This window comes from Burkholderia sp. Bp8994, assembly GCF_003853805.1.
Taxonomy (GTDB): Bacteria; Pseudomonadota; Gammaproteobacteria; order Burkholderiales; family Burkholderiaceae; genus Burkholderia.
Genome location: NZ_QTQH01000009.1, coordinates 219,191 through 245,344 on the forward strand (window position 1 = coordinate 219,191; position 26,154 = coordinate 245,344).

Here is a 26,154-nt window from a genome sequence, read left to right on the forward strand (position 1 = left end):
AGGATGCCGGCGCCGATGACGTTAAACGGGCACGGGGATGACTGCCGATCGCATGCATGTGACATGCGACGCGCAGTCCGCAACAACCAGCGCTGCAGGGGAACCAACATGAATCGTCAGCAATCGTGGACGCGTACGGCCGCGCCCGGCGAGATCATCTACTCGGAGGGCTTCGCCGGCGAGCCCGTCATCTTTCTGATCGCCGACGGCAAGGTCGAGCTGTCGACGCGCTGCGACGACAAGCGCGTCGTCGTCGCGACGCTCGGGCGCGGCGAGTTCTTCGGCGAATCGGCGCTGCTCGCCGCCGAGCCGCGCGCGCATACCGCGAAGGCGCTGTCGTTCTGCCAGCTCACGGTCGTGCCGGCCGCGACGATCGACGAGGAAATCGAGCACGTGTCGGCGCTGCTTCGCCACATCGTGCGCACGATGATCCGGCGCGTGAAGCGCAAGGACGACCAGCTCGCGACCTATACGCATGCCGACTTCATGCCGGGCGTGCTGTCGTATGCGCACGTGCTGTCGCTGATGGCGGGCGCCGACGCGCGCGGCTCCGATGACGCGTGGTCGCGGCGGCCGATGCAGGCACATGCGGAGGTGTCGGTGCCGCTCGCGGAGGTGATCCGCCGGTGCCGCGCGATTGCCGGCCATTCGCGCCCGCACGTGCTTGCGATGCTGCGCCGCATGGAGAAGCTCAATCTCGTCACGATCGAAGCCGCGCAGGGCGACCATGCCGGCGGCGCGGCCGATTACCCGGCGTCGTCGGATGCGCGCCAGACCGTCACGTTCGATGCGGCGCGCGTGGTCGATCGCGCGCAGCAGGTTGCCGATCACGATCTCGACGTGTCGATCAACAGCGAGCTGGAGCTGATCGAGCTCGCCGATCTCGAAGCGCTGATCGGCGTCGACCGGAAGCTGCTGCTCAACAAGCTGTCGCACGGCGAGATCGCCGACGAGGTGTTCGCGTTCCGCAAGTCGAAGGTGCTCGGTTACGTCGGGCAGAAAGGCGTCGCGTATTTCTCGCGGCGCAGCCCGCGCGCCGGCGGCGACGTGCGCGCGCTCGAGGATCTCGTGGGGGTCGACCAGCGCACGTTGTTCGACGTGATCAGCGCATTCGATACGTACGATCTCGCGAAGCTGATCGCGAGCCTCGACGATCGCGCGGTGGCCGACAAGCTGTTCTCGGTGATGACGGAAGCGCGGCGCAACGAGGTGTCGTGGGTGATGCGCCGCGAGCTCAAGCTCGACCCGATCGAGATCGAGGAGATCGAGCGGCGCGTGCTCGATGCCGTGCGCGCGGCCAAGGCGCCGGCGGCGTCCGTGCCGCCGGCTTCATCCGCCGCGTAACGCCCACCCGACGGAGACATCCATGGACCTGTTGACCCTGGCCGGCGTGCTGCTCGGCGGCGTGGCGATCGTGTTCGGCTTCGCGCTGGAAGGCGGACATTTTTCAATGTTGTTCCAGTTCGAAGCGCTCGTGATCGTGCTCGGCGGCACGCTCGGCGCGGTGATGATCCAGAATACGTGGGCGCGCTTCTTCGATGCGGTGAAGCAGCTGCGGCTCGCGTTCGTGCGCGCGCAGGAAGTCGACCGCAAGCACCTGACCGACCTGCTGGAGTGGGGCGATCGCGCGAAGCTCGACGGGCTGCTCGCCTTCGAATCGATGGACGTGAGCGGCATCCATCCGTTCGCGCGGCGCGGGCTCGAACTGCTCGCGAACGGCGTGTCGACCGCGGTGCTCGAGGACGCGCTGCAGCGCGAGCTCGACGCCTACGAGCGCAGCCGCCTCGCGGCCGCGCGCGTCTGGCACCAGGCCGGCGGCTATGCGCCGACGTTCGGCATTCTCGGCTCGGTGCTCGGGCTGGTGCAGGTGACGAGCCATATTCTCGAACCGGCGCAGCTCGGGCCGGGCATCGCGGTCGCGTTCATCGCGACGCTCTACGGCCTCGCGTTCGCGAACCTCGTGTTTCTGCCGCTCTACGGCAAGCTGCGCGCGCAGATCGACAGCGAACTGCGGTTCCGCAAGCTGTATCTCGACGGCTTGCTCGCGATCTCGCGCAAGGAGTCGCCTCACACGATCGAGACGCGGCTGACCGGCGACGTGCGCGGCCGCGCGGCGGAATCGCTCGCATGACGCACCGGGAGCTTCGACATGACCGCTCGAACTGACGGCGCGCGCGCGGGTTCGGCCGCGGCCGGGCGCGACGACGATGAGGCCGAAGGCACGCAGTCCGGGCGCTGGCTGATTTCCTACGCGGATCTCGTCACGACGCTGATGGTGCTGTTTCTCGCGCTGTACGTGCTGCAGCTCGCGAAATACAACGCGCTCGATGCGCGTTATCAGACGCTTGCGCGGCATGACGGCGGGACGGCAAGCGCGCCCGACGCAGCGACCGGGCGCATGCCCGCGTGGCTCGCATTGCTCGACGCGCTGAAGACGACCGGCCGCATCTCGCTCGTGCGCGCGCCGCACGGCATCGAGATCGGCATCGACGCGAAGATCCTGTTCAACGTCGGCGATGCGCGCTTGCTGCCGGACGCGACACCGGTGCTGAGCCAGATCGCGCAGGCGCTGAGCGCGCATGCGAGCGGCGACATCCTCGTCGAAGGGCATACCGACAGCGTGCCGATCGCGAACGCGAAATACGAGTCGAACTGGGAGCTGTCGTCCGCGCGGGCGGGCAGCGTCGTGCGCTATCTGGCCGATCGCGGCGTCGCGCCGCACCGGCTCGCCGCGATCGGGCGGGCCGATACGCAGCCGCTCGTCGCGGGCGACGATGCGGCCGCGCGGGCGCGCAACCGGCGGGTGACGATCTTCGTCGCGTATTGAGCGCGCGAATCTCGACGGGCGCGCGACGGCCGCCCGTCGACGACATATCGGATCTCGGATGACGAACATGTGAACCCGGCGATGCGATTCCGCGCGTGCCTGCCGATAACCCAGGCTGGCTCAGACCGAGCGGTTATCGAGGGTTCCCCATGCATTTCTGGCGCAAGCTGTCCATTCAGAACAAGCTGATTCTCAGCATGACGAGTTGCCTGCTCGTGTTCGTCGCGATTTCGAGCGGGTTGAGCGTCCGTCTGATCGGCAACGCCGTGCGCGATCGCGTCGTCCGCGAGGAACTGCCGACGGCCGTGAGCGGCATCCGCGCCGACGTGCAGCGGCAGATGGCCGGGCCGATTGCCGCGTCGCGCCTCCTTGCGCGCGATGCGTTCCTGCTGCAATGGGAGGCCGACGGCGAACCCGATGCCGGCACGCGCAGCTGGATTCAGCTGGCGAAGAACGTGAAGGACGAGCAGAAGGCGGCGTCCGTGCAGTGGGTGTCGGTGAAGAGCGGCAACTACTACAACGAAGCCGGCCTGCAGCGGAAGGTCACCGACCAGGATCGGTGGCTGACGGATTTCCTCGCGTCGGGCAAGGCCTACGAGGTGAACATGGACCGCGAGGTCACGGCCGGCGGCTACATGATGTTCATCAACAGCCGGGTGGAGCTCGACGGCACGCCGATCGGCGCGGCCGGCATGAGCCTGTCCGTCGACGCGCTCGCGAAGGGAATCGCCGCATACCGGATCGGCGACACCGGGTTTGCGTACCTCGTGCGGCCGGACGGCGCGATCATGATGCATCGCGATGCGTCGCTGATCGACGGCAAGCACTTCCTGAAGGACGAACCGGGCCTGCCCGGCGACGCATCGTCGACGCTGCTGGCCGGCAAGCCGTATGCGACGCTGAGCTACGACGGCGACGGCGGCGCGCGCTTCATCGCGACGTCGTTCGTTCCGGAGCTGAATGCGTACGTGGTCGTCGAAGTGCCGCAGGCCGAGCTGCTCGGGCCGGTGACGCGTGCGATTCGCAGTGCGTCGCTCGTCGCCGCGATCGCGGGCCTCGGCGTCGCGCTGGTCGTGATCTGGCTGGTCGGGCGTGCGATCGCAGCGCCGATCCGCCGCGCGGCGACGCTGCTGTCGGACATCGCGAGCGGCCAGGGCGACCTGACGCGCCGGATGACGGTCGAAAGCCAGGACGAGATCGGCCAGCTGTCGGACGCGTTCAACCGTTTCGTATCGTCGTTGTCGACGCTCGTCCACCGGATCCGCGCGGCGTCCGCGTCGATTGCGACCGGGTCCGCGCAGATCGCGTCGGGCAATGCCGACCTCAGCGAACGCACCGAAGGGCAGTCGGGCAACCTCGAGCGGACGGCTTCGTCGATGGAGGAAATCACGGCGGTCGTGCGCAACAACACCGAAACCGCGACGACGGCCGCGCAGCTGATCACCGGCGCCGCTGACACGGCGACGCGCGGCGGGCAGGTCGTGGGCGAAGTCGTGACCACGATGGAGCAGATCAGCGATGCGTCGCGGCGGATCGCCGAGATCATCGTGATGATCGACGGCATCTCGTTCCAGACCAACATCCTCGCGCTGAATGCGGCGGTCGAGGCCGCCCGCGCCGGCGAGCAGGGGCGCGGGTTCGCGGTCGTCGCGGCGGAAGTGCGGAACCTCGCGCAGCGCAGCGCGCAGGCGGCGAAGGAGATCAAGGCGCTGATCGAGCACAGTGCGGGGACGGTGAGCACCGGGTCGCGGCTCGTCGGCGAGGCCGGGAAGGTGATGCGCGATGTCGTGTCGCAGGTGCAGGGCGTCAGCGCGATGATGAGCGAGATCGCCGAGGCGAGCCTGGAGCAGAGCGCGGGCATCGACCAGATCGGCGATGCGGTGCAGTCGCTCGATCAGATGACGCAGCAGAACGCGGCGCTGGTCGAGGAAAGCGCCGCGGCCGCGGAGAGCCTGAAGCAGCAGGCGGCGGATCTGACGCGCCTGGTATCGGCGTTCAAGGTAAATGAATAGCGTCCGCGCGACGTTAGAATGAACGCGTTTCTGGGGGACGGCTGCCGTGGGGATACGGTAGCCGTTTTCGCTGTCAGCGCGGGAATCGGTGACGTCATAAAAATGAAGCGCATTTCAAGACTGAAGATCGGGGTGGGGGCGGTGGCGGTCGCGGCGGTGCTCGCCGCGGTCGGGGCGAAGGTGATCGCATCGCCGGCGGATGCGTATCTTGCCTATCGGAAGCAGGCCGCGGCGGCCGTGGCGGCGGCCCGGATGGAGGATCGGGCGGGCCTCGACCGGCAGTACACGGCCGACGTGAACGCGCGGCTCGCCAAACTAATTGGCACGGTCAGGGCGAGAGGGTTCGTTGCGCAGGCTGAGGGCACGGTGCAGAGCGTTGGCCCGGTCGACGGGATGCCGCCGGGGCCGGACGGGTTGTCCTTCAAGTCGGACGACGGCAAGACGCATCTCGTCGTGACGACCGTTCCGCTGCTGAAGGCCTGGGCGAGCACGGCGGACGCCGGCATCAAGCCGACCGACGACGTCGCCGCGATGTTCGGCAACGAAACGCTTTACACGCACGTATTCAGCGACGATGCCGCCGCGTTTCGCTTCGCCGAGTTGCCCGTCAAGCGGCAGCCGGCCGACGGCGTGGTGAAGGCGTGGCTGCTGGGCGAAAGCCAGGACGGCGTGCCGGACGGGCCGAACACGCTGGCCGTGTCGGTCCGGCAGGGCCAACGCGTCTATATCCTGTGGCGGGGCGTGACGCTGCGCCCGATCGCGGCGTGCGGCGCGGCGCGCGTGCCCGAGAACGCGCGGCAGGCGTGTTTCGCCAGGCAGGTGGGGACCCAGCGGATTTATCCGCGGCTGGTCGCGCAGGCGCAATCGATGGCCGATGCCGTGGTCCGATAGCGGGATAGCGGGCGGCAGACACGGGTCGCAGCCGTCGCTCGCACGGCGCGATTCGACAGCGCTGGATGGAGGTTCGCGTCCGACGAATGACGGTCGGCGACATCACGCGTCGCCGACCGTCGGCATGCCGTCCGGCGAGCGACTTCAACGCGAGCGCAACGCCTGCAACCCCAGGGTGAGCGGGTTGAACGGCATCTCCGCGGCGCCCATCGAAAAGCTCGTCGCCTTTGCGGTCGCCCCGGGCGCGTGCATCAGCGCATGAACGATCCGCTCGCTCGCATGGCCGTCGCCATACGGATTGCTCGCGCGCGCCATTTCCTCGTACGCGCTGTCGCTGTCGAATAGCCGCGACGCCTCCCAGACGATCCGCTCCTGGTCCGTGCCGACGAGCCGTGCGGTGCCGGCGTGGATCGCTTCGGGCCGCTCGGTCGTCTCGCGCGTGACGAGCACCGGCTTGCCGAGTGCCGGCCCTTCCTCCTGGATGCCGCCCGAATCGGTGATGATGAAGTGCGAGCGTGACATCAGGAATACGAACGAAAGATATTCCTGGGGTTCGATCAGGTAGATGTTCGGTACGCTGCCGAGCAGCGCGCGCGCCGGCTCGCGCACGTTCGGATTCAAGTGCAGCGGATAGACGAACTGCGCATCGGGATAGCGCTTCGCGAGCGTGCAGAGCGCCTCGCAGAAATGCCGGAATGGTTCGCCGAAACTCTCGCGGCGATGGCCTGTGATCAGCACGACGCGGCGCGACGCTTCGAGAAACGGAAAGTGTGCGGCGACCTTGTCGTGGAGCGCGCTATCGTGGTCGAGCATGCGCTTGACGTCGTGCAGCGCATCGATCACGGTGTTGCCCGTCATCACGACCGCACCCACCGGCACGCCTTCGCTGAACAGGTTGTCGCGCGCCTGGCCCGTCGGCGCGAAATGCCATGACGACACCGCATCGGTCACGCGGCGATTCAATTCCTCCGGCCACGGCGACCAGATGTCGCCGCTGCGCAGGCCCGCTTCCACGTGCCCGACTGGCAGATAGCGGTAGAACGCCGCGATACTGACGGCCAGCGTCGTCGTCGTGTCGCCGTGCACCAGCACGACGTCCGGACGCAAGTCGTCGAAGACGGTCCCGATCGCCTGAAGAATGCCGGTCGTCACGTCGGTCAGCGTCTGGCTCTGACGCATCAGGTTGAGATCGTAGTCGGGCTTGATGTCGAACAACGTAAGGACCTGATCCAGCATTTCCCGATGCTGGGCGGTCACGCATACGCGGGCATCGACATCCTTGCGCGCCTTCAGCGCGCGGACGAGCGGCGCCATCTTGATGGCTTCCGGTCGAGTTCCGAACACAAGCAAGATCTTTTTCATCGATGTCCTCGTTGAGCATCTTCGCGCCGGAAGATCCGGCGTCTGGCGCCAGGCATGGTTGCAGGCAACCCGTCCCGTCCCCGCATGTATCGGCGCCAGTCGCGCGACATGCAGCGGTATTGCGGGGCGAGCGCGCCGTTTTTGTCCGCGTGGTCTGCGCCACGCAATCGTCGAACTACGGCCGTCCCGTTGCACCTCGTCAATCACGTCATGAGCATTTCTCGCTGTGTCGATCGCCATGTCTGCCGGTCAGGCCGCGTACGTTTCCACGTCGCTGCGCGCCCGCACCCGTTCCTCCTTCCGATAGAGCAATATTCAAACCAGTGGCCCTGTGGCCGGCCCCGCTTCGCGCCGCACCGGTGGAATGCCAGGGAACGTTTCACAATTGCTACGAGCGCGATTGCGGCGCCCTGCCGCGGTGCGGGTAAAAATCCGACCGTTTGCGCCATCGAGCCGGTCACGTCATGCGGAGGATGGCGACTTGCGTCGCGCGCTGGCTGCCGATCGAACCGCATGCGCCGTGTCACGCGCCTCGGAGCGTTTCGACATGCGAGTTTTGTCCGGGCAACCCGGGGGACGTCGTCGGCTGCCACGCAGTGGTTCCGCACGAAGGATGACCCTGACGAATCGCGGCGCTCGCATCGTCCGTAGCGGGCGATGCGAAATGTTGCGTATCTGTAACGACCGCCCGGAGCCGGCCGGCCATATCCGCACGTCGGTTGGTCGATGTGTGCCATGCCGCGCACGGAGCGTTGCCGGACAAGAGCCCTGCAACGACAGCCTGCAGCGGTCGACCAGCAGAAAGGGTGGCGCGCGACGTTTCGGTTCACTGAAGGCGGAAGATCCCGCTAGGGGGGAGGTGAACCCTGATTCACCGGTGAATCAAAAACACGCGATCCGTGCCGCGAGCCCGTCGATCGGGTACCCGCAGGCCATTGCATCACGGGGCAGGGCGATCCATGGCTCACCGCTTGCTTTGTTCAGGAGGACAGGCGTGCCCGTCCGAGTTCGAGCGACGACGGAAGGGCGGGGATACCGATACGACAAACCTGCCAGGCGCGACGACACGTGCCGGGCGGGCGGCGTGCAGGCCGCGCTTGACCGCGCATCACGGCAGGTTGCCGACGCGACGGAGTGTGCCGGCCATTACGCCGATGCCGCCCCGCTCGCTCCCGCCCATGCGGGTTCACGATGGCGAAGACAACGGTGACCGGATCGCGTTGATACAGAAGCGCACGGTCGATCAACGGAAACAGGGGAAGGAGACGTGTCATGTGTGGCATCGTCGGCGCGGTCGCGCAACGGAACGTCGTTCCGATTCTGATCGAAGGTTTGCGCCGCCTCGAGTATCGAGGCTACGATTCATGCGGCGTGGCGACCGTCGTCGACGGCCAGGCGCGCCGCGAACGCAGCGTGTCGCGCGTCGCCGATCTCGACGCGCACGTGCGCAGCGCCGGGCTGTCCGGTAGCACCGGCATCGCGCACACCCGTTGGGCGACGCACGGCGCGCCCGCCACCTGCAACGCGCATCCGATCTTCTCGCGCGACGAGATCGCGCTCGTGCACAACGGCATCATCGAGAATCACGAGACGTTGCGCAGGCAACTGTCCGACGAGCATTACCAGTTCGATGGCCAGACCGACACCGAGGTCGTCGCCCACCTGATCCACAGCAAGTACCACGGCGACCTGCTCGCCGCCGTGCGCGATGCGACGTCGCAGCTGCACGGCGCATACGCGATCGCGGTGTTCAGCAAGCACGAGCCGCAGCGGCTGATCGGCGCGCGGGTCGGCTCGCCGCTCGTCGTCGGCCTGAAGGACGACGAATGCTTCCTCGCGTCCGACGCGCTCGCGCTCGCCGGCATCACCGACCGCTTCATCTTTCTCGAGGAGGGCGACATCGTCGAATTGACGCCGGGCGGCGTGCGCATTCTCGAACGCGGCGGCACGCCGGTCGATCGTCCGATCCAGACCGTCTCGTCGACGCAAGGCTCGGTCGAGCTCGGACCGTACCGGCATTTCATGCAGAAGGAGATCTTCGAGCAGCCGCGGGCCGTGGCCGCGACCATCCCCGATGCGGGGCTGTTCGATCCGGCGGCGTTCGGCCCCGATGCCGCGCGCGCGTTCGAGCAGATCGACAACGTGCTGATCCTCGCGTGCGGCACGAGTCACTATTCCGGCCTGACCGCGCGCCGCTGGCTCGAGACGATCGCGCGCCTGCCGGCGCAGGTCGAGATCGCGAGCGAATACCGTTACAGCGATGCGCTCGCGCTGCCGAATACGCTCGTGGTCGGCGTGTCGCAATCCGGCGAGACCGCCGACACGCTCGCCGCGCTCAAGTATGCGCAGGCGCTCGGGCATATCGATACGCTCGCGATCTGCAACGTGCCGACCAGCGCGATGATGCGGCAGACGAGCCTGCGGTTCCTGACGCGCGCCGGCCCGGAAATCGGCGTCGCGTCGACCAAGGCGTTTACGACCCAGCTCGTCGCGCTGTTCATTCTCGCGGTGACGCTCGGCCGGTTGCGCGGCTACGTCGACGATGCGCAGCTTGCGCGCTATGCGACGCAGCTGCGGCGGCTGCCGGGCGCGCTCGACGACGTGCTCGCGCTGGAGCCGCAGATCGAGCGCTGGGCCGCGGAATTCTCGCGGCACGAGAATGCGCTGTTTCTCGGGCGCGGGCTGCATTACCCGATCGCACTCGAAGGGGCGCTGAAGCTGAAGGAGATTTCGTATATCCACGCGGAAGCGTATCCGGCCGGCGAGCTGAAGCACGGGCCGCTCGCGCTCGTGACACACGCGATGCCGGTCGCGACGATCGCGCCGAACGACGCGCTGCTCGAGAAGCTCAAGTCGAACATGCAGGAAGTGCGGGCGCGGGGCGGTCAGCTGTACGTGTTCGCCGATGCCGATACGCGGATCGACGGCAGCGAAGGCGTGTCGGTGATGAGGATGCCAGATTACTACGGGCTGCTGTCGCCGATCCTGCACGTCGTGCCGCTGCAACTGCTCGCGTATCACGCCGCGTGCCTGCGCGGCGCGGATATCGACAAGCCGAGGAACCTGGCGAAATCGGTGACGGTCGAGTGACGGGCAGGGCCGGCCGACGATTGCCGGCCGGCCCGCGCGGACGGTCAGCGCAAGGCCGCCGCCCGGGCCTTCACGATCTTGCCCCGCTGCAGCACGTACGCGACACGTTCGCCTTCTCCCGCGACGAGGCCGATATCGTCGAGCGGATTTCCGGCGAGCACGACGACGTCATGGGCGCAGGGAATCGGAGGAGGCTGTCGACACGATACGGGCGGATCGAACGGAAACCGGAAGGCGGGAAAATCGTTGCCGATCGGCCCGTTCGTGCGGAGATCATGTGCAACGCGCGCCCGGCCAGGCCACGCGCGCCGTCAGTCAGGGCCGCATCGCTTCGCCCGAACAGCGGGTCGCGGGGTAAAACAGTTACAAGTTAGCCGTTGACGCGCATCTCCCCGGCAGTTAGTGTGTGCGTCGAAGTCCAAGAAGTCCGATTGCTGTTCATCAATTGCTCGCTCTCCTCAGCGGTATTCGTTGTCCTCTCCCTCCTTGATGCTTCACGCGCTCTCCAGCAGGGCAAATCTTCATTTTTCTCAAGGAATCTTCATGGATACCGGTATCGTCAAGTGGTTCAACGACAGCAAAGGCTTTGGCTTCATCACGCCGGACAACGGCGGCGACGACCTGTTCGCTCATTTCTCGGAAATTCGTGCCGACGGCTTCAAGACGCTGGCCGAAAACCAGAAAGTGAGCTTCGAGACGAAGCAAGGCCCGAAGGGTCTGCAAGCGGCCAACATCAAGCCGCTGTAAAGTCTGAAGGGCCCGGCCATCCCACGATGGGCGCCGGGCCGCAGCGACATCCGCACGGAGCTTGGTCTCGTAAAGTTGGCGCGCTCGTTTCCGGCTGCGTCTGCTCATTGAGCCGCCAACCAGGCGCCATACACCTCGCTGCACTTCGTTCCCCCTCCGGCCGCAGCGCCGTATTTTCGCTTTCCGACTGCTTCGGGTTCAGCTCGCAATGGCGTTGGATCGGCGCATCCGTGCACATTTCGCACGGCACGCGCGCAGCCGAACATTATTAAAATTAAAAATGCAAAACACACAAAATCATCAATACAACGGCTATGCCGTCCGGCCCTCGGCGCATCGTTTGCCCGATGGCAGTTTTTCAGCCAACCTGCTGCTCGAGCGCATCGATAGCGCGTCTGTCGAAGGCCGCTACCGGTTCTATTCGCTCGATTACTTCGCGAGTGAAGCGCAGGCATTGCGGCACTCGGAACGCTGGGCACGCAACTGGGTCGATACGCGCGGTTAAAGGCAGCGCCGTGGGACCGGATACCCGACGCATGTGAGTCGCCCGGGCGCGCAACAATGCGCGCCCGAACCTCGCGTGCGATCGACTCCGTACCTCCCGACTGGAGCCGCGCGCTCGATTCGGGTTACCGGATTTTCCTTTCGACGCCGGCGGCGCATGACGCCATCCCGGCGTCGAAGCGGGTGGCGTACATGAGAGGCCTGGGCTGACCGAACGGTGGTGCCGACCTCCGCATCCGTGCGAAGATTGCACGCACATCACACTCGCCCGAGAACGACGTGACCCGAGCAAATCCTGAGCGCAACCCGGACGCCGCCGATCCGCCGTGGATGGCCGTCGCCCTGGCCGAACTCGGCATCCGCCGCCATCCGCCCGGCAGCGTGAACCCGCGCATCGTCGAGTACAACAACCGGACGAATCTGGTCGGCTACGACGACAAGATTTCCTGGTGCTCTTCGTTCGTCAACTGGTGCATGACGCATGCGGGCATCCGCGGCACGGGGTCCGCGCTCGCGCGTTCGTGGCTCGAATGGGGCCGCCCGCTGGACCGCCCGGTCTACGGCTGCATCGCGATCCTGACGCGTGACGATCCCGCGAGCTGGAAAGGGCATGTCGGGTTCTACTTGCGCCACGACGACGAGCACGTGCATCTGTTCGGCGGCAATCAGCTTGAAGAGGTACGCGAGCTTGCGTACCCGCTGAACGAAGTGATCGGTTACCGTTGGCCCGACGCGGGATGACCTCGTCCTCCGGCATACGCGAATTTGCAATCGCGTGGTTGGCGGCTTGCTTGATCGCGTTGTCGGTCGAATGCCCGGGATCGTGCGGCCGAAGAGCGGGGCCCCGGCACGTGTCGAGGCCGGCGCCGTATCGTGATCGCGCCTAGTTCTTCGCCACGGCTTCCACCTCGGGCCCACCGGCCGCATCATTCCTGCTCCACCCGCCCCCGAGCGAGCGATACAACGCGACCGCCGCCAGCGCATGCTCGCGCCTGACCTGGTTGAGCGCGTCCGAATCCCGCAGATACACCTCCTGCGCCGACAGCACGTCCAGAAAATCCGTCGCGCCGCCCTTGTAGAGCTGGTTCGCCAGCCCGAGCGCCTTGTCCGAAGCCGCGAGCGCGCTGCCGAGCCGCTGCGTCGCTGCATCGCTGCTGACGAGGTTCGCGCGCGCATCCTCGACCTCCCGCAACGCCTGCAGCATCGTCTGCCGCAACCCGAGTTCAGACTCGCGCATCCGGCTTTCGCTCTGCGAGATATCGGCGGTAATCCGCCCCGCGTTGAAGATCGGGCTCGTCGCGCTCAGCGCCGTGCTGAACAGGTTGTCGGTCAGCGTCGGCAAGCCGAGATACGACGCGGCCAGAATCCCGTCCGTCAGGTTCAGCGAGAACTTCGGATACCGCTCGGCCTTTGCGACACCGACCTGTGCCGCGCGCCGCTCGACCTGTGCGTAAGCGGTCAGCACGTCCGGCCGGCGCAGCAGCGCCTGCGACGGCAGCGTGGCGGGCGACCCGGCCGGCGGCGCCGGAATGGCGCCGGCCTGCGCGAGCACGAGCCGGTCGACCGATTCGGGCGTGCGGCCCGAATACACGGCGATCAGGTTGAGCTGATGCGCGATCTGCGCCTGCGTCGGCGGAATCCGCGCCTCCAGCGCATCGAGCTGGTTCTGCGCGCGCGTGACGTCGAGTTCCGTCGACAGCCCGAACGCCTGCCGCTTGCGCGTGAGTTCGAGCGCATGCCGGCGGATCGCCGCGTTGTCCTCCAGGATCTTCAGTTCCTGCTGCGCCCAGCGCAGGTCGACATAGGCGGATGCCGCATCGGCCGCGAGCGCGAGCCGCATCGCGTCTTCCGCATGCTTTTGCCCGACCAGCTCGGCCTGCGCGGCCAGCAGGTCGAGCCGTTCGCCGCCGAACACGTCGGGCGACCAGCTCAGCGCGAGCCCCGCACCGGCCTGCCGCACGTAGCCGAGCGGCGGCGGCGTGTTCTGGCGCGCGTCGGCCGCATGCGCGGTCGCGTCGAGTTCCGGCAGCAGCACCGCGCGCTTCTGCACGGTCAGCGCCTGCGCCTGCTTCACGCGTTCGGCGGCGGCCTGCAGATCGAGGTTGCCGTCGAGCACGGTCGCGATCAGCCGGTCGAGCACGGGGTCGTTGAACTGCGCCCACCACGCGGCGGCGTCGATGTCGGCGCGCGGCACGTCGGTGTCCCACGCGGCGGGCGCAAGCGACTGGACGGAATCGTGCAGCGCGGGATGCTGCGCGGGCTGCACCGCACACCCTGCGGCGAAGGCGCTGACGGCCAGCGCGACGAGTAGCTTTTTCATGATGACGACCTTGGCTTCAGTGCGCGTCCGGCGGCGGCGCGTTCAGGGTGATGGGACGGGAAAACGCGACGGCGACCAGCGCGACCACGAAGCACAGCGACAGCACGTAGTACGCATCCGCGTAGGTGAGCGTCAGCGCTTCCCGATAGATCAGGCGGTGCAGGTTCGCGAGGCCGGCCTGCGCGGTATCCAGCGTGTTGCCGGCCACCGAGGTCCAGTACGCGGCCTGACGGTCGAGCAGCGACGCGACTTGCGGCTCGCCGGCGCTCACATGCTCGTTCAGGCGCAGGTAGTGGAAGTTCAGCCGGTCGTTGAGCATCGTCGCGCTCACCGCGATGCCGATCGCACCGCCGAGGTTGCGCATCAGGTTGAACAGGCCGCTCGCCGATTTCAGTCGCGACTGCGGCAGCGAGCCGAGCGCCATCGTCACGATCGGCGGCACGCTGAACTGCTGGCCGATGCCGCGCAGCGCCTGCGGCAGCAGCAGTTCCCGCCAGCCCCAGTCGTGCGTGATCGGCGTGTACAGGTAGCAGCCGAGGCCGAAGCAGATCAGCCCGAACACGAGCAGCGCGCGCATGCTGAAGTAGCGCGCGGCGAATGCATACGCGCAGAGCGCGAGCAGCTGGAACGCGCCGACCGACAGCAGCGCGATGCCGATCTGCAGCGAACTGAACGCCCGCACCTGCGCGAGAAACAGCGGCGTCAGGAACACGGTGACGAAGATCCCGATACCGGTCACGAACGACAGCAGGCTGCCGATCCCGAAGTTGCGCACGGCGAGCGCGCGCAGGTCGACGATCGGGTCTTCCGCGGTCAGGGCGTGCACGATGAACAGGAAGCCGCAGATGGCGGAGATCCACGCGCAGAACACGATCACGTGATCGCCGAACCAGTTCTTGCGCGGGCCTTCCTCGAGCACGTATTCGAGGCAGCCGAGGAAGCCCGACATCAGCACGATGCCGAGATAGTCGCCGCGCTTGACGAGGCTCAGGTCCGGTGCGTCGATGTGCACGTAGCGCGGCACGAGCGCGGCCACCGCGATGCCCGGCACGAGGTTCAGGTAGAACAGCCAGTGCCACGACCATTGATCGGTGATCCAGCCGCCGATCACCGGCCCGATCGCCGGCGCGAGCGACGCGAGCGCGCCGATCGTCGTCGACGCGATCAGCCGCTGCTTGCCCGGGAACAGCACGAACGCGGTCGTGAACACGGTCGGGATCATCGCGGCGCCGAGCGCACCCTGCATCCCGCGGAACAGGATCATCGAGTTGATGTCCCACGCGAGCCCGCACAGCATGCTCGTGATCGTGAAGCCGACCGCCGACGCGGTGAACAGCCAGCGCGTCGACATCACCTTCGACAGCCAGCCCGACATCGGGATCACGATGATCTCGGCGATCAGGTAGGCCGTCTGCACCCACGACAGCTCGTCCTGGCTCGCGGAGAGCCCGCCGCCGATGTCGCGCAGCGACGATGCGACGATCTGGATGTCGAGCGTCGCCATGAAGAAGCCGACGCACATCAGCGCGAACGCGAAGACGCGCTGCCTGGTCGGTTGCGACGCGGGGTCGCCGGAAATCGCGGTGGTCATCGCAGGCTCCCGTTCAGTTCGCGTGGTCGGTATGCACGGTCACGACCGCGGAGAGACCGGGGCGCAGCACGTGCTCGATGCCCGGCTGCGGATCGAGATGCACGCGCACCGGCACGCGCTGGACGATCTTCGTGAAGTTGCCGGTCGCGTTCTCGGGCGGCAGCACGCTGAAGGTCGCGCCGGTCGCGGGCGCCAGGCTGTCGACGCGGCCGTGGAGGCGCGTGCTCGACGCATCGAGCGTGACATCGACGCGATCGCCTGAGCGCATCTTGCGCAGCTGGTCTTCCTTGAAGTTCGCGTCGATCCACAGCCCGGCCGCGGGCACGACCGTCAGCAGCGGCACGCCGACGTTCGCGAGCATCCCGACGCGGCCCGTGCGGTTGCCGACGTAACCGTCGACCGGCGAGCGGATCGTCGTGTACTCGACGTTCAGCGCCGCGACGCGTTGCGCGGCGAGTGCCGTGTTCACGCGGGCCCGCGCATCGGCGAGCTGCGCGCCGAGCACGTCGAGCTGCCGCTTCGACGCGAGCAGCGCGGCGTCGCTGCGTGCGACGGCCGCATCCGCCTTCGAGTAATCGGCGTCCGCGCGCTCGACGATCTGGTTCGACACCGCATCGGATTTCACGAGCTCGCGGTAGCGCACGCGATCGGACGACGCGCGCGTGAGCTCGGCCGACGACGCATTCCGGTCCGCCGCATGCTGGCCGATCACCGCGTATTGAAGTTGCTGCTTCGCTTCGAGTTCGGCCACCGCGGAGCGCGCGCTGTCGACTTCCGCGCTCGCCTGAGCGAGCTTCGCATCGTAGTCGCGCGCATCGAGCTGCACGAGCACGTCGCCGGCCTTCACGCGCTGGTTGTCGGTCACGAGGATCTTGTCGACGAAACCGTTCACCTTCGGTGCGAGCACCGTCACGTCGCCGCCGACATACGCATCGTCGGTGCTCTCCTGGAAACGCAGCACGAACAGCCAGTCGAGCGCCGCGGCCGCGACCGCGACGACGACGGCGGCCACCGCGATCCGCATCCACGGCACGCGGCGCTGCTTTGCCGGCCGGTCGGTTGTGGCTGCCTCGCGGGAGGCAGCGGCTTGGGTCGTTTCCATCGATTCACCTATGTATATGCACTTATTGAAACGACCGACGACGCGTCGCCGATCGGGGAAGTTAGCGTTCCGGCAGGTTGTGCGTGATCCGGAACAATTCGTCTCTGAGGCGGGCCGCCTGCGCCGGTCCGAACCGCTGCTCGAACGCTTCCTGCGCGGCGAGCCAGTGCACATGCGCGTCGGCGATCTTTGTTTCGCCGTGCGCGGTCAGCGCGAACGTCTGGCGGCGGCAACGCGGCTCGAGCCGGCCCGTGACCAGCGCCGCGCCGACCAGCGGCTTCAGCGCGCGCAACAGCGCGGTGCGCTCGATCACCAGCACGGCCGACAGCGTCGCCATCGTCAGGCCCGGACGCTCCCGCAGCAGCGCGAGAATGCTGTACTGCGACGGCGTGACGCCCGCCCGCGACAGGTAGCGCTCGTAGAACTGCGAGATTCGCCGGGCGGCTTGCCGGACCGCGAAGCAATCGTCATCGATAAGCGTGGACTTGTGCATGTGCACATATTAGGTGCCCACGCGATGCGAAGCGAGCGGCGAGACAGGATCAGATTGGTGCCGTGGCTGTACCAATCGGCGGTGGAAAGGTGCGTTTGCGCGCCGGATCAGGCCGCGGCCGGAACAATCGAGCCTTCGCGGTCGTAGTACGCGGCCGTGTAGTCGATGAACGCCTTGACCTTCGCGGGCAGCAGCGCGCGGTTCGCGTAGGCGAGCTTGATTTCCACGAACGCGTCGACGAGATCGGCGCCTTCGAGCAACTGCACGAGCGCACCCGACGCGAGTTCGGCTTCGACGAGCGCTCTCGGCACCACGCCGATGCCGAAGTCGTGCATCACCATTTCGCGGTTGAAGACGGGGCTGTTCGACGAGACGTCGAAGCTCAACGGCACGGTCAGCGTGTCGCCGTCGACGCGGAACGACAGCGCGGGCCGGCGCAGCGACGGCGACATCGGCACGAACATGTGGCCGGCGAGCTCGGCCGGTGTTTCGGGACGCGGATGCGCGCGCAGGTAGGCGGGCGTCGCGACGATCACCACTGGAATGCGTTCGATCAGCCGCACGACGGTCGTCTCGCTCGTCAGCATGTACGGCACGACGATGCCGATGTCGTAGCCTTCGCCGACGAGGTCGACCGGGCGCTCGGTCAGCGTGACGTCGAGCCGCACCTTCGGATGCGCGGCCTTGAAACCGGCGATCAGCGGCACGAGCCGGTTCAGCGCGGCCGTCGTGTGCGCGACGAGCCGCAGCAGTCCCTCGGGCTCGCGCGTGTACGACTGCGCCTGCGCTTCCAGCGAGTCGAGCTCGTCGAGCACCGCCGCGCATCGCTCGTAGATGCGCTCGGCAGTTTCGGTCAGCGAGACCTGGCGCGTGGTCCGGTGCAGCAGGCGGCTGCCGAAGCGCGCTTCCAGATCCGCGACCGCCCGCGACACGACCGGCCGCGCGAGGCCGTGCATGTCGGCCGCGCGCGTGAAGCTGCGCATTTCCACCACCGACCGGAAGATCCGCAGCTTGTCGATGTAGTCCATGTCCGTCTCCTCGAAGCGATGGCGCGGCGCCGGATGCGCGCGGCCGGCGCCGGCCCTTGTTACGGCCGAGTGTACATTGACTTTATGCATATGCACATATAAATTGCCGGTCATGAACGACATCCAGATGGCCCAGGCCTGCAATTGCCTCGCGCTGCGTCAGGCGGCGCGCTTCGTCACGCAACTCTACGAGCGGCATCTGGCCCCCGTCGGCGTCACGGCCGCGCAGTTCTCGATCATGGCGAACCTGTCGCGCCGGCCCGGCCTGTTGATGAGCGAACTCGCCGACCGGCTGGTGATGGACCGCACGACGCTGTTGCGCGCGCTGAAGCCGCTGCAGCGCGACGGCTTCGTCGCCGCGGCCGCGTCCGAGCACGACGCCCGCGCGCATGCGCTCAGCCTGACGAAGCTCGGCGAGCGCACCTACGCGCAGGCGAAGGTCGCGTGGCAAGCCGCGCAGGACGAGTTCGAGACGCAATTCGGCCAGGGCCGCGCCCAGGCGTTGCGCGACGAGTTGTTCAGCCTGACGGCGCAGCGCTAGGCGCGACGCGCGGTAGTATGACAAAAGCGATCCGGATCCACCGGACGAGACACGAGGAGCCCCCCATGCTGCAGTTGAGCGAACGCGACGACGCGATGTTGCGCGGCGCATTCGGCGACGGCGTCGCGCGCGCGATGCGGATCGTCGCGCGCACGGCCGAGGTCATGTCGGCGCCGCACCTGATCGACATCACGTCCGCGCATATCGACGGCTGTCTTTACCACGGCCGGACCAGCCTCGACTTCGTCGAGTATTTCGTCGACACCGGCGCGCGGGTCGCGGTGCCGACCACTTTGAACGTCGGGTCGCTCGACCTGATCCATCCCGAGCTGTATCACGGCGACCGCGCGATCCAGCGCGACGCGCAGCGCCTGATGGATGCGCATCTGCAGCTCGGCTGCGAATCGAGCTTCACGTGCGCGCCGTATCAGCTGAAGAATCGTCCGCGCCTGGGCGAGCAGATCGCGTGGGCGGAATCCAATGCGATCGTGTTCGCCAATTCGGTGCTCGGTGCGCGTACCAGCCGCTACGGCGACTTTCTCGACCTGGCCGCCGCGATCACCGGGCGTGCGCCGTATGCGGGGCTGCACGTCGAAGCGAATCGCGCGGCGCGGATCGTGTTCAACGCGCCGGACTTCGGCAAGCGGCCCTCGCGCGACATCTATTTCGCGGCGCTTGGGCTTCTGATCGGCCGGATCGCCGGCGCGACCGTGCCGGCGATCGTCGGGCTGCCCGCGGACACCACCGAAGACGAACTCAAGGCGCTCGGCGCGGCTGCCGCATCGAGCGGCGCGGTTGCGCTGTTCCATGCGGTGGGCGTCACGCCCGAGGCGCCGACGCTCGACGCCGCGTTGCACGGGCGGGCGGCGCAGCGCACGGTCGATGTCGCGATGGCCGATCTCGACGAGATCCGCCGCACGCTGAACCACGGCGCGGCCGGCGATGCGCTCGTCGCGGTTGCGCTCGGCACGCCGCACTTCTCGCTGGCCGAGTTCCGCACGCTCGACGCGCTGCTCGATCAGTTCGACGGCCGGCCGAAGTGCGATTTCTACGTGAACACGAGCCGCTTCATCCTGTGGGAGCTGGGCGAGCTCGGGCTCGCCGGCAAGTTCGACGCGCGCGGCATCCAGATCGTCGTCGATACCTGCACGTACATCACGCCGGTCATGAAACAGCTGTCGGGCCTGGTGATGACCAACTCGGGGAAGTGGGCGTCGTATGCGCCCGCGAACATCGGCGTCACGGTGGCGTACGGCAGCATGCGCGAATGCGTGCGTTCCGCGTTGGAAGGAAAGGTGCGATTCGATGACTGATGCAACGATCGGGAAACTGACGGGCGACACGCTCGTGCCGGGCAGCGCATGCGCGAAGACGATCGTGCTCGACAAGCCGCTCAGCTTCTGGGGCGGCTACGACTCGGGGGCGGGGCGGATCGTCGATCGCGGGCATCCGCAGGCGGGCGCGAGCCTCGCCGGCCGGATCATGGTGATGCCGCACGCGAAGGGCTCGAGTTCGAGCAGCAGCGTGCTCGCGGAAGCGGTGCGCAACGGCACGGGGCCGGTCGGGATCGTGCTGAAGGAGCGCGACCTGATCATCTCGATCGGCGCGATCGTCGCCGCCGAGCTGTATGCGATCGCGGTGCCGGTGGTGTGCGTGACGGACGACGTGTACGACGCGATCGTCGCCGCGACGGGCGAGGTGCGGATCGAGGCGGGTGAGGGCGACGGCGGCGCGTGGATCTTCGTCGGCGATTGACGGGCAGCGCTTGGTTCCGTTTCACGTCGGCGATGCGGGCGACGGAGCGCGAGCGCTTTCCGGCTCACTCGCTCGCCGGGGCGCCGGCCGCTTCCCGATACGCACTCGGCGTCTGCCCGGCCCAGCGCCGGAATGCGCGCGTGAAATTCGCCGGGTCGGTGAACTGCAGCCGTTCGGCGATCGTCTTCAGGTCGAGGTCCGACGCGCAGAGCAATTGCTTCGCGTCGCGAAACCGCGCTTCGTCGAGCAGTTGCCGATAGCTCGACCCGGCGTCCTCGAGCCGGCGCCGCAACGTGCGCGTCGATACCAGCAGCGCGTCGGCGAGCGCCTCCGGGCTCGAATAGTCGCCGGCCGTTCGCGCCAGTTCCGCACGCACGCGCTCGACGAGATCGCCTTCCTCCTGGCGTACCTGCGCATACTCGCGCTCGACCTGCACCAGCGCCTGCCGGTGCGCGACTTCGTCGGCGAGCGGCAGCGGCCAGTCGAGCACGTCGTGCGCGATCCACAGCGCGTTCGCCGCGCAGCCGAATTCGACCGGCGGCAACTGGTCGCGATAACGCGCGAAATAACCGGGCTCGGGCCACGTGAAGCGCAGCACGATCGGCGGCGACGCGCGTCCGGACCACTGCGAGATGTTCTGCGCGAGCCCCGTCAGCACGAACTCGAACATCACGTGATGCTGCAGCACGGGGCTCGCCTGCACGCCGTGCAGCTCGAGCGTCGCGCCGTGCGCGTCCTCCGCGTAGGTCAGCCGATATTGGCGGTTGCGCATCCGGAAGTAGCGCTGCGTGACGACCAGCGCTTCCCGGATGTCCCGCGCGGTCAGCGTCGCATAGCCGAGGAAGCCGTGCACGGTCGGCTTCAGCAGCAGCCCGAACGCCAGCCCGATGCCCGGATCGCCGCCGATCTCGATCGCGTTGAGCACGAGCCGGCCCCATTGCGACGGCGCGACGCGCGCGTCCGGTTCGGCCAACACCGCATCGCGCAGCCCGGTGCCCGCGCGCACCGCGGCCAGGTCGACGCCGCGTGCGGCCAGCGCCTGCAGCAGCAGGCGCGTATAGGCGACCGGAATCGTCGGCCGGCGTAGCCCGAGGTGATCCTTGCGAGACGGGGAGGTCATGTCGATTTGGCCGGAAATGACAAGCATTATGGCTGTTTGCCCCCTCACGTTCAAGGCGGCGCGCGGCCTACGATGACACGCATCGCTTACCGGCTGGATCATCATGACGACCTCCTTTCCCCATCTGCTCGCGCCGCTCGACCTCGGCTTCACCACGCTGAAGAATCGCGTGCTGATGGGGTCGATGCACACGGGCCTCGAGGACAGCCGCAAGACGCTGCCGCGGCTCGCCGACTATTTCGCCGAACGCGCGCGCGGCGGCGTCGGCCTGATCGTGACCGGCGGCTTCGCGCCGAACGTGGCCGGCTGGACCAAGCCGTTCGGCGGCACGCTGATGACGTCGGCCGGCGCGCGGCGCCATCGCGTGATCACCGACGCCGTGCATGCGGACGACGGCAAGATCGCGCTGCAGATCCTGCATACCGGCCGCTACGGCTACCACCCGTTCGCGGTTGCGCCGTCGAAGATCAAGTCGCCGATTTCGCCGTTCGCGCCGCGCGAACTCAGCGCAAGCGGCGTGGAGCGGCAGATTCGTGCATTCGTCCGATGTGCGCAGCTCGCGCGCGAGGCCGGTTACGACGGCGTCGAGATCATGGGCTCCGAGGGCTACCTGATCAACCAGTTCATCTCGATGCATACGAACAAGCGCACCGACCAGTGGGGCGGTTCGTACGAGAACCGGATCCGCCTGCCGATCGAGATCATCGAGCGCACGCGCGAAGCGGTCGGGCGCGACTTCATCCTGATCTACCGGCTGTCGATGCTCGACCTGATTCCCGACGGCAGCGACTGGAGCGAGACCGTGCAGCTTGCGAAGGCCGTCGAGCGCGCGGGCGCGACCATCATCAACACCGGGATCGGCTGGCACGAGGCACGCGTGCCGACGATCGCGACGTCGGTGCCGCGCGGCGCGTTCGCGTGGGTGACGAAGAAGATGAAGGGCGAGGTCGGCATTCCGCTCGTGACGACCAACCGGATCAACCGGCCGGAAGTGGCCGAGCAGATCCTTGCGGACGGCTGCGCGGACATGGTGTCGATGGCGCGCCCGCTGCTCGCGGATGCCGAGTTCGTCGTCAAGGCCGCGCAGGGCCGCGCCGACGAGATCAACACCTGCATCGGCTGCAACCAGGCGTGTCTCGACCACGCGTTCAGGAACAAGATCGCGTCGTGCCTGCTGAACCCGCGCGCCTGCCACGAGACCGAGCTGATCTATACGCGCGTGCAGCAGCCGAAGCGCATTGCGGTGGTCGGCGCCGGGCCGGCCGGGCTTGCATGCTCGACCGTGCTCGCGCAGCGCGGCCACCACGTCGACCTGTTCGACGCGGCGCCGGAGATCGGCGGCCAGTTCAACATGGCGAAGCGGATTCCGGGCAAGGAGGAGTTCGACGAAGCGTTGCGTTACTTCGGCCGTCAGGTCGAGCTGACCGGCGTGAACCTGCACCTGAACCGCCGCGTCGACGCGAGCGAACTGATCGCGGGCGGCTACGACGAGATCGTGCTCGCGACCGGCGTGGCGCCGCGCGACCCGAAGATTCCCGGCCAGGACGGGCCGAACGTGCTCAGCTATATCGACGTGCTCGCCGGCAGGCAGCCGGTCGGCCGGAGGGTCGCCGTGGTCGGCGCGGGCGGCATCGGCTTCGATGTCGCCGAGTATCTGGTGCAGGACGGCGAGTCGCCGACGCTCGATCTGGAAGAGTGGAAGGCGGAGTGGGGCGTGACCGATCCGGCCGCGACGCGCGGCGGCGTGACGCGCGCGCAGGTCGCGGCGCCCGCTCGCGAAGTGACGCTGCTGCAGCGCAAGGCCGCGCCGCTCGGCAAGGGGCTCGGCAAGACGACCGGCTGGATTCACCGCGCGACGCTGAAGATGAAGCAGGTGAAGATGATCGGCGGCGTGAACTACGAACTGATCGATGCGCGCGGGCTGCACGTGTCGTACGGCGAGCAGCGCACCGATCACGAACTGATCGAAGCCGACACGATCGTGCTGTGCACGGGGCAGGAGTCGCAGCGCGCGCTGTTCGCGCCGCTGCAGGCGGCCGGACGCTCCGTGCATCTGATCGGCGGCGCGGAGCTGGCGGCCGAGCTCGATGCGAAGCGTGCGATCGATCAGGGCGCGCGGCTCGCGGCGCGGCTGTAACGGTACGGCGCGCGAGGCGCCGCCGTCACTCCATCTCGACGCGTTGTGTCTCGCGCTCTTCCGCTTCCAGCATCGCCTTGACGATCAGATAGACGGCGGGCAGATCGTCGTCGTCGCGCTTCCAGTCGACGGCTTCCTCGACGTCCGCGGCGACCATCCGGCTGTCGCGCAGCCGGATGAAGGCGTCGACGACCATCGGATCGTTGCGGTTCAGGAAGCCGGTGTTCGAGAACGCCAGCTCCTCGACATTCAGCAGCGCCTGCCAGCTCATCGTGCGGACGGCGGCCGGATGGCTGCGGCGCCGCAAGCCGAGCGCCCGCTGCGCAGGGCCGCCGACGACACGCTGGAGATCGACGACCGCTTGCCGCGCGGCACGCTCGAAGTGGACGGGGTTGAAGCCGGGTTGCTCGGGATCGAATGCGGATGACTGGAACATGGTCGCCTCACAAAAGTCCGTCCGTCATGGGTGACGGAATTCGGGTCAAATGGTACAAAAGCACTGTAAATATATACAGTGTTCGAGGCGGTTTCAAGTACTGAATGAATGTGTTCGTGCGGCGACCGGGATTCGGGTGAGCGGATTCGGGCGACCGGCAAGGGCGACCGGCAAGGGCGGCCGACGCATGAAGCCGCATTGGCAAGAAGCGCGTTTCTGCTCCGTGCTCTTCGCTGCATCGCGCTGCGCACGTCATGTCTCGGAACCTCGCGATGGCCTCACTGTGCCGACCGCTCGTCTGGCGATCTACACCGACGCGGCGATCGTCTCCCGCAACCATCGATGCGCCGGATCGCGATGCACGCGTTCGTGCCACAGCATCGACATCTCGTAGCCGGGTACCTCGACCGGCGCCTCCACGACGCGCAATGCGGGCGTATTGCGCACCAGCCGCTCGGGCAGCATCGCGACGAGGTCCGTGCCGGCGACGGCCGTCATCACGAACAGGAAATGCGGCACCGACAGCACCACGCGCCGCGTGGCGCCGGCTTTGGCGAGCGCTTCGTCCGTCACGCCGAAGAAGCCGCCGCCGTCGGGCGACACGATCACGTGTTCCAGTGCGCCGAACTGCGCGAGCGTCGGGCGGCGCTTGAGTTTCGGATGACCGGCGCGGCCGACCAGCACGTAACGCTCGACGAACAGCGGCAGACGCCGCATCCCTTCCGGCGAACCGTCTGTCGTGTGGAAGGCCAGGTCGATACCGTTTCGCTCGGCGTCCTGCTCGATGCGCGGCGGCACGAGTTCGACGACGGCGAGGCGCGTCGCGGGCGCGGCCGAGCGCAGCCTGTTCAGCGCGGGCAGCACGATCGTCGATTCGCCATAGTCGGTTGCGGCCACGCGCCACGTGTTCGTCGCGGTTGCCGGATCGAACGGCGTGGCCGTCAGCACCGCGCGTTCGACTGCTTCGAGCGCATCTCGCAGCGGCTCGCGCAGCGTTTCCGCCCGCGCGGTCGGCCGCATTCCGCGCGGCCCCGGCAGCAACAGCGGATCACCGAACAGGTCGCGCAGTTTCTGCAGTTGCACGCTGACCGACGGCTGCGACATGTTCAGTTTCTCGGCCGCCCGCGTGACGTTGTGCTCGGCAAGCAGCACGTCGAGCGTGACCAGCAGGTTCAGATCCAGTCGTCTGAGATTGTTCACGGCTATACCTGGAATATCGGGAATTCATTTCCAATATACCTTCGGCGACGTCATCCTGCAGTCATTCAATCAACGGAGTGACGAACATGAATGTGCTGATCGTTTATGCCCATCCGGAGCCGCGTTCGCTGAACGGCGCGCTGCGCGACTTTGCCGTCGAGCATCTCGAAGCGGCGGGTCATAGCGTGCAGGTGACGGACCTGTATGCGATGAACTGGAAGGCCGCGTTCGACGCGGACGACGTGACCGTCCGTGCACCCGACGCGCGTTTCGATCCTGCGCTCGATTCGAAGCATGCGTTCGAGACGGGCACGCAGCGCGACGACATCGCGCGCGAGCAGGACAAGCTGAAGTGGGCCGATGCGGTGATCCTGCAGTTCCCGCTGTGGTGGTTCTCGATGCCGGCGATCATGAAGGGCTGGGTCGAGCGTGTGTATGCGTATGGTTTCGCATACGGCGTCGGCGAGCATTCCGACCTGCACTGGGGCGACCGTTACGGCGAAGGTTCGCTGGCGGGCAAACGGGCGATGGTGATCGTCACGACGGGCGGCTGGGAGTCGCATTACAGCGCGCGCGGCATCAACGGGCCGATCGACGACGTGCTGTTCCCGATCCAGCACGGGATTCTGTACTACCCGGGGTTCGACGTGCTGCCGCCGTTCGTGATTTACCGGACGGGAAAGATGAACGATGAGCGCTTCGACGCAACGCGTGCGGCGCTCGGCAAGCGTCTCGACGAACTGTGGACCGCGCAGCCGATTCCGTTCCGGCGACAGAACGCGGGCGACTACGACATTCCGGCGCTGACGCTGAAGGCGGAAATCGCGCCGGGGACGGTCGGGTTCGCGGCGCATCTGGCGAGCGAGCGGTGATCGTCACTGTATCGTCGTGACGCGGGGCGCCACCTGAACCCGGCGGCTGTGCAAAACGTCACGGGCGACCGGCGAGAAAATCGCCGGCCGCCCGGGGCCGTGCTTCGCGCGGCCGTTCGATAACGC

Annotated in this window: 23 protein-coding genes; 14 read left to right on the forward strand and 9 right to left on the reverse strand. The window is 67.4% G+C overall.

Annotation, left to right across the window (positions count from 1 at the left end; translation table 11 throughout):
- Positions 1-108 precede the first annotated feature (108 nt).
- The 5 genes from DIE04_RS12225 (at position 109) to DIE04_RS12245 (ending at position 5,730) form a co-directional block, all read left to right on the forward strand.
- Positions 109-1,344, forward strand: a complete 1,236-nt coding sequence (locus DIE04_RS12225) for a Crp/Fnr family transcriptional regulator (protein WP_044847580.1) — start codon at positions 109-111, stop codon at positions 1,342-1,344.
- A gap of 22 nt (positions 1,345-1,366) precedes the next feature.
- Positions 1,367-2,131 carry a flagellar motor protein gene (locus DIE04_RS12230; protein WP_044847579.1) on the forward strand — a complete coding sequence of 255 codons (765 nt, stop codon included), beginning with the start codon at positions 1,367-1,369 and terminating at the stop codon, positions 2,129-2,131.
- An 18-nt stretch (positions 2,132-2,149) separates the two neighbouring features.
- On the forward strand, positions 2,150-2,827 hold the full coding sequence (locus DIE04_RS12235; protein WP_124573036.1) for an OmpA family protein: 678 nt from the start codon (positions 2,150-2,152) through the stop codon (positions 2,825-2,827).
- 149 nt (positions 2,828-2,976) lie between these two features.
- Positions 2,977-4,839: a methyl-accepting chemotaxis protein gene (locus DIE04_RS12240; protein WP_124523780.1), complete on the forward strand. Its 1,863-nt coding sequence runs from the start codon at positions 2,977-2,979 to the stop codon at positions 4,837-4,839.
- Positions 4,840-4,941: 102 nt separating this feature from the next.
- Positions 4,942-5,730, forward strand: a complete 789-nt coding sequence (locus DIE04_RS12245; RefSeq protein ID WP_124488822.1) for a hypothetical protein — start codon at positions 4,942-4,944, stop codon at positions 5,728-5,730.
- A gap of 144 nt (positions 5,731-5,874) precedes the next feature.
- Here DIE04_RS12245 and wecB read toward each other — a convergent pair whose 3' ends face one another.
- Complete coding sequence (gene wecB, locus DIE04_RS12250) at positions 5,875-7,092, reverse strand: non-hydrolyzing UDP-N-acetylglucosamine 2-epimerase (protein ID WP_124488785.1); 1,218 nt, start codon at positions 7,090-7,092, stop codon at positions 5,875-5,877.
- Between the two features lie 1,272 nt (positions 7,093-8,364).
- Between wecB and glmS the strand changes: the two genes are divergently transcribed.
- From glmS to DIE04_RS12270, 4 genes are all read left to right on the forward strand, one after another.
- The gene (gene glmS, locus DIE04_RS12255; protein ID WP_124520329.1) at positions 8,365-10,182 is read left to right on the forward strand and encodes a glutamine--fructose-6-phosphate transaminase (isomerizing); all 1,818 of its coding nucleotides are present in this window, start codon (positions 8,365-8,367) and stop codon (positions 10,180-10,182) included.
- A gap of 543 nt (positions 10,183-10,725) precedes the next feature.
- Positions 10,726-10,929 (forward strand): cold-shock protein, encoded by a 204-nt coding sequence (locus tag DIE04_RS12260; RefSeq protein ID WP_006485974.1) that lies wholly within the window; start codon positions 10,726-10,728, stop codon positions 10,927-10,929.
- Between the two features lie 280 nt (positions 10,930-11,209).
- Complete coding sequence (locus DIE04_RS12265) at positions 11,210-11,434, forward strand: hypothetical protein (RefSeq protein ID WP_044847573.1); 225 nt, start codon at positions 11,210-11,212, stop codon at positions 11,432-11,434.
- 329 nt (positions 11,435-11,763) lie between these two features.
- Positions 11,764-12,174: a TIGR02594 family protein gene (locus tag DIE04_RS12270; RefSeq protein ID WP_124488821.1), complete on the forward strand. Its 411-nt coding sequence runs from the start codon at positions 11,764-11,766 to the stop codon at positions 12,172-12,174.
- Between the two features lie 142 nt (positions 12,175-12,316).
- On the opposite strand, the gene DIE04_RS12275 is transcribed toward DIE04_RS12270, so the two are convergent.
- The 5 genes from DIE04_RS12275 to DIE04_RS12295 form a co-directional block, all read right to left on the reverse strand.
- On the reverse strand, positions 12,317-13,753 hold the full coding sequence (locus tag DIE04_RS12275; RefSeq protein ID WP_124520328.1) for an efflux transporter outer membrane subunit: 1,437 nt from the start codon (positions 13,751-13,753) through the stop codon (positions 12,317-12,319).
- A 16-nt stretch (positions 13,754-13,769) separates the two neighbouring features.
- Positions 13,770-15,344, reverse strand: coding sequence for a DHA2 family efflux MFS transporter permease subunit (locus DIE04_RS12280; RefSeq protein ID WP_124488781.1), 1,575 nt, complete (start codon positions 15,342-15,344; stop codon positions 13,770-13,772).
- 13 nt (positions 15,345-15,357) lie between these two features.
- Complete coding sequence (locus DIE04_RS12285; RefSeq protein ID WP_124523777.1) at positions 15,358-16,446, reverse strand: HlyD family secretion protein; 1,089 nt, start codon at positions 16,444-16,446, stop codon at positions 15,358-15,360.
- A gap of 61 nt (positions 16,447-16,507) precedes the next feature.
- Positions 16,508-16,939: a MarR family winged helix-turn-helix transcriptional regulator gene (locus DIE04_RS12290; protein WP_044847568.1), complete on the reverse strand. Its 432-nt coding sequence runs from the start codon at positions 16,937-16,939 to the stop codon at positions 16,508-16,510.
- A gap of 107 nt (positions 16,940-17,046) precedes the next feature.
- Positions 17,047-17,967: a LysR family transcriptional regulator gene (locus DIE04_RS12295; protein ID WP_044847567.1), complete on the reverse strand. Its 921-nt coding sequence runs from the start codon at positions 17,965-17,967 to the stop codon at positions 17,047-17,049.
- 112 nt (positions 17,968-18,079) lie between these two features.
- Here DIE04_RS12295 and DIE04_RS12300 point away from each other — a divergent pair, with 112 nt between their 5' ends.
- From DIE04_RS12300 to DIE04_RS12310, 3 genes are all read left to right on the forward strand, one after another.
- A complete protein-coding gene (locus DIE04_RS12300; RefSeq protein ID WP_044847566.1) occupies positions 18,080-18,508 on the forward strand; it encodes a MarR family winged helix-turn-helix transcriptional regulator in 429 nt (142 codons plus the stop codon).
- 65 nt (positions 18,509-18,573) lie between these two features.
- Complete coding sequence (locus tag DIE04_RS12305; protein ID WP_124523775.1) at positions 18,574-19,821, forward strand: aconitase X; 1,248 nt, start codon at positions 18,574-18,576, stop codon at positions 19,819-19,821.
- Positions 19,814-20,263, forward strand: a complete 450-nt coding sequence (locus tag DIE04_RS12310) for an aconitase X swivel domain-containing protein (RefSeq protein ID WP_124523773.1) — start codon at positions 19,814-19,816, stop codon at positions 20,261-20,263. The genes DIE04_RS12305 and DIE04_RS12310 overlap by 8 nt, the downstream gene beginning before the upstream one ends.
- A gap of 64 nt (positions 20,264-20,327) precedes the next feature.
- Here the strand turns inward: DIE04_RS12310 and DIE04_RS12315 are convergent, their stop codons facing one another.
- The gene (locus DIE04_RS12315) at positions 20,328-21,410 is read right to left on the reverse strand and encodes an AraC family transcriptional regulator (protein WP_124523771.1); all 1,083 of its coding nucleotides are present in this window, start codon (positions 21,408-21,410) and stop codon (positions 20,328-20,330) included.
- Between the two features lie 76 nt (positions 21,411-21,486).
- Between DIE04_RS12315 and DIE04_RS12320 the strand changes: the two genes are divergently transcribed.
- Positions 21,487-23,520: an NADPH-dependent 2,4-dienoyl-CoA reductase gene (locus tag DIE04_RS12320; RefSeq protein WP_124488776.1), complete on the forward strand. Its 2,034-nt coding sequence runs from the start codon at positions 21,487-21,489 to the stop codon at positions 23,518-23,520.
- 25 nt (positions 23,521-23,545) lie between these two features.
- Here the strand turns inward: DIE04_RS12320 and DIE04_RS12325 are convergent, their stop codons facing one another.
- Together DIE04_RS12325 and DIE04_RS12330 are read right to left on the reverse strand one after the other, a co-directional pair.
- A complete protein-coding gene (locus tag DIE04_RS12325) occupies positions 23,546-23,956 on the reverse strand; it encodes a DUF2471 family protein (RefSeq protein ID WP_044847560.1) in 411 nt (136 codons plus the stop codon).
- Positions 23,957-24,262: 306 nt separating this feature from the next.
- Entirely contained in the window at positions 24,263-25,156 is an 894-nt protein-coding gene (locus tag DIE04_RS12330; RefSeq protein WP_124523769.1) for a LysR family transcriptional regulator, read from the reverse strand.
- A gap of 86 nt (positions 25,157-25,242) precedes the next feature.
- Between DIE04_RS12330 and DIE04_RS12335 the strand changes: the two genes are divergently transcribed.
- Positions 25,243-26,028 (forward strand): NAD(P)H-dependent oxidoreductase, encoded by a 786-nt coding sequence (locus DIE04_RS12335; protein ID WP_124520322.1) that lies wholly within the window; start codon positions 25,243-25,245, stop codon positions 26,026-26,028.
- The last annotated feature ends 126 nt before the right edge of the window (positions 26,029-26,154 follow it).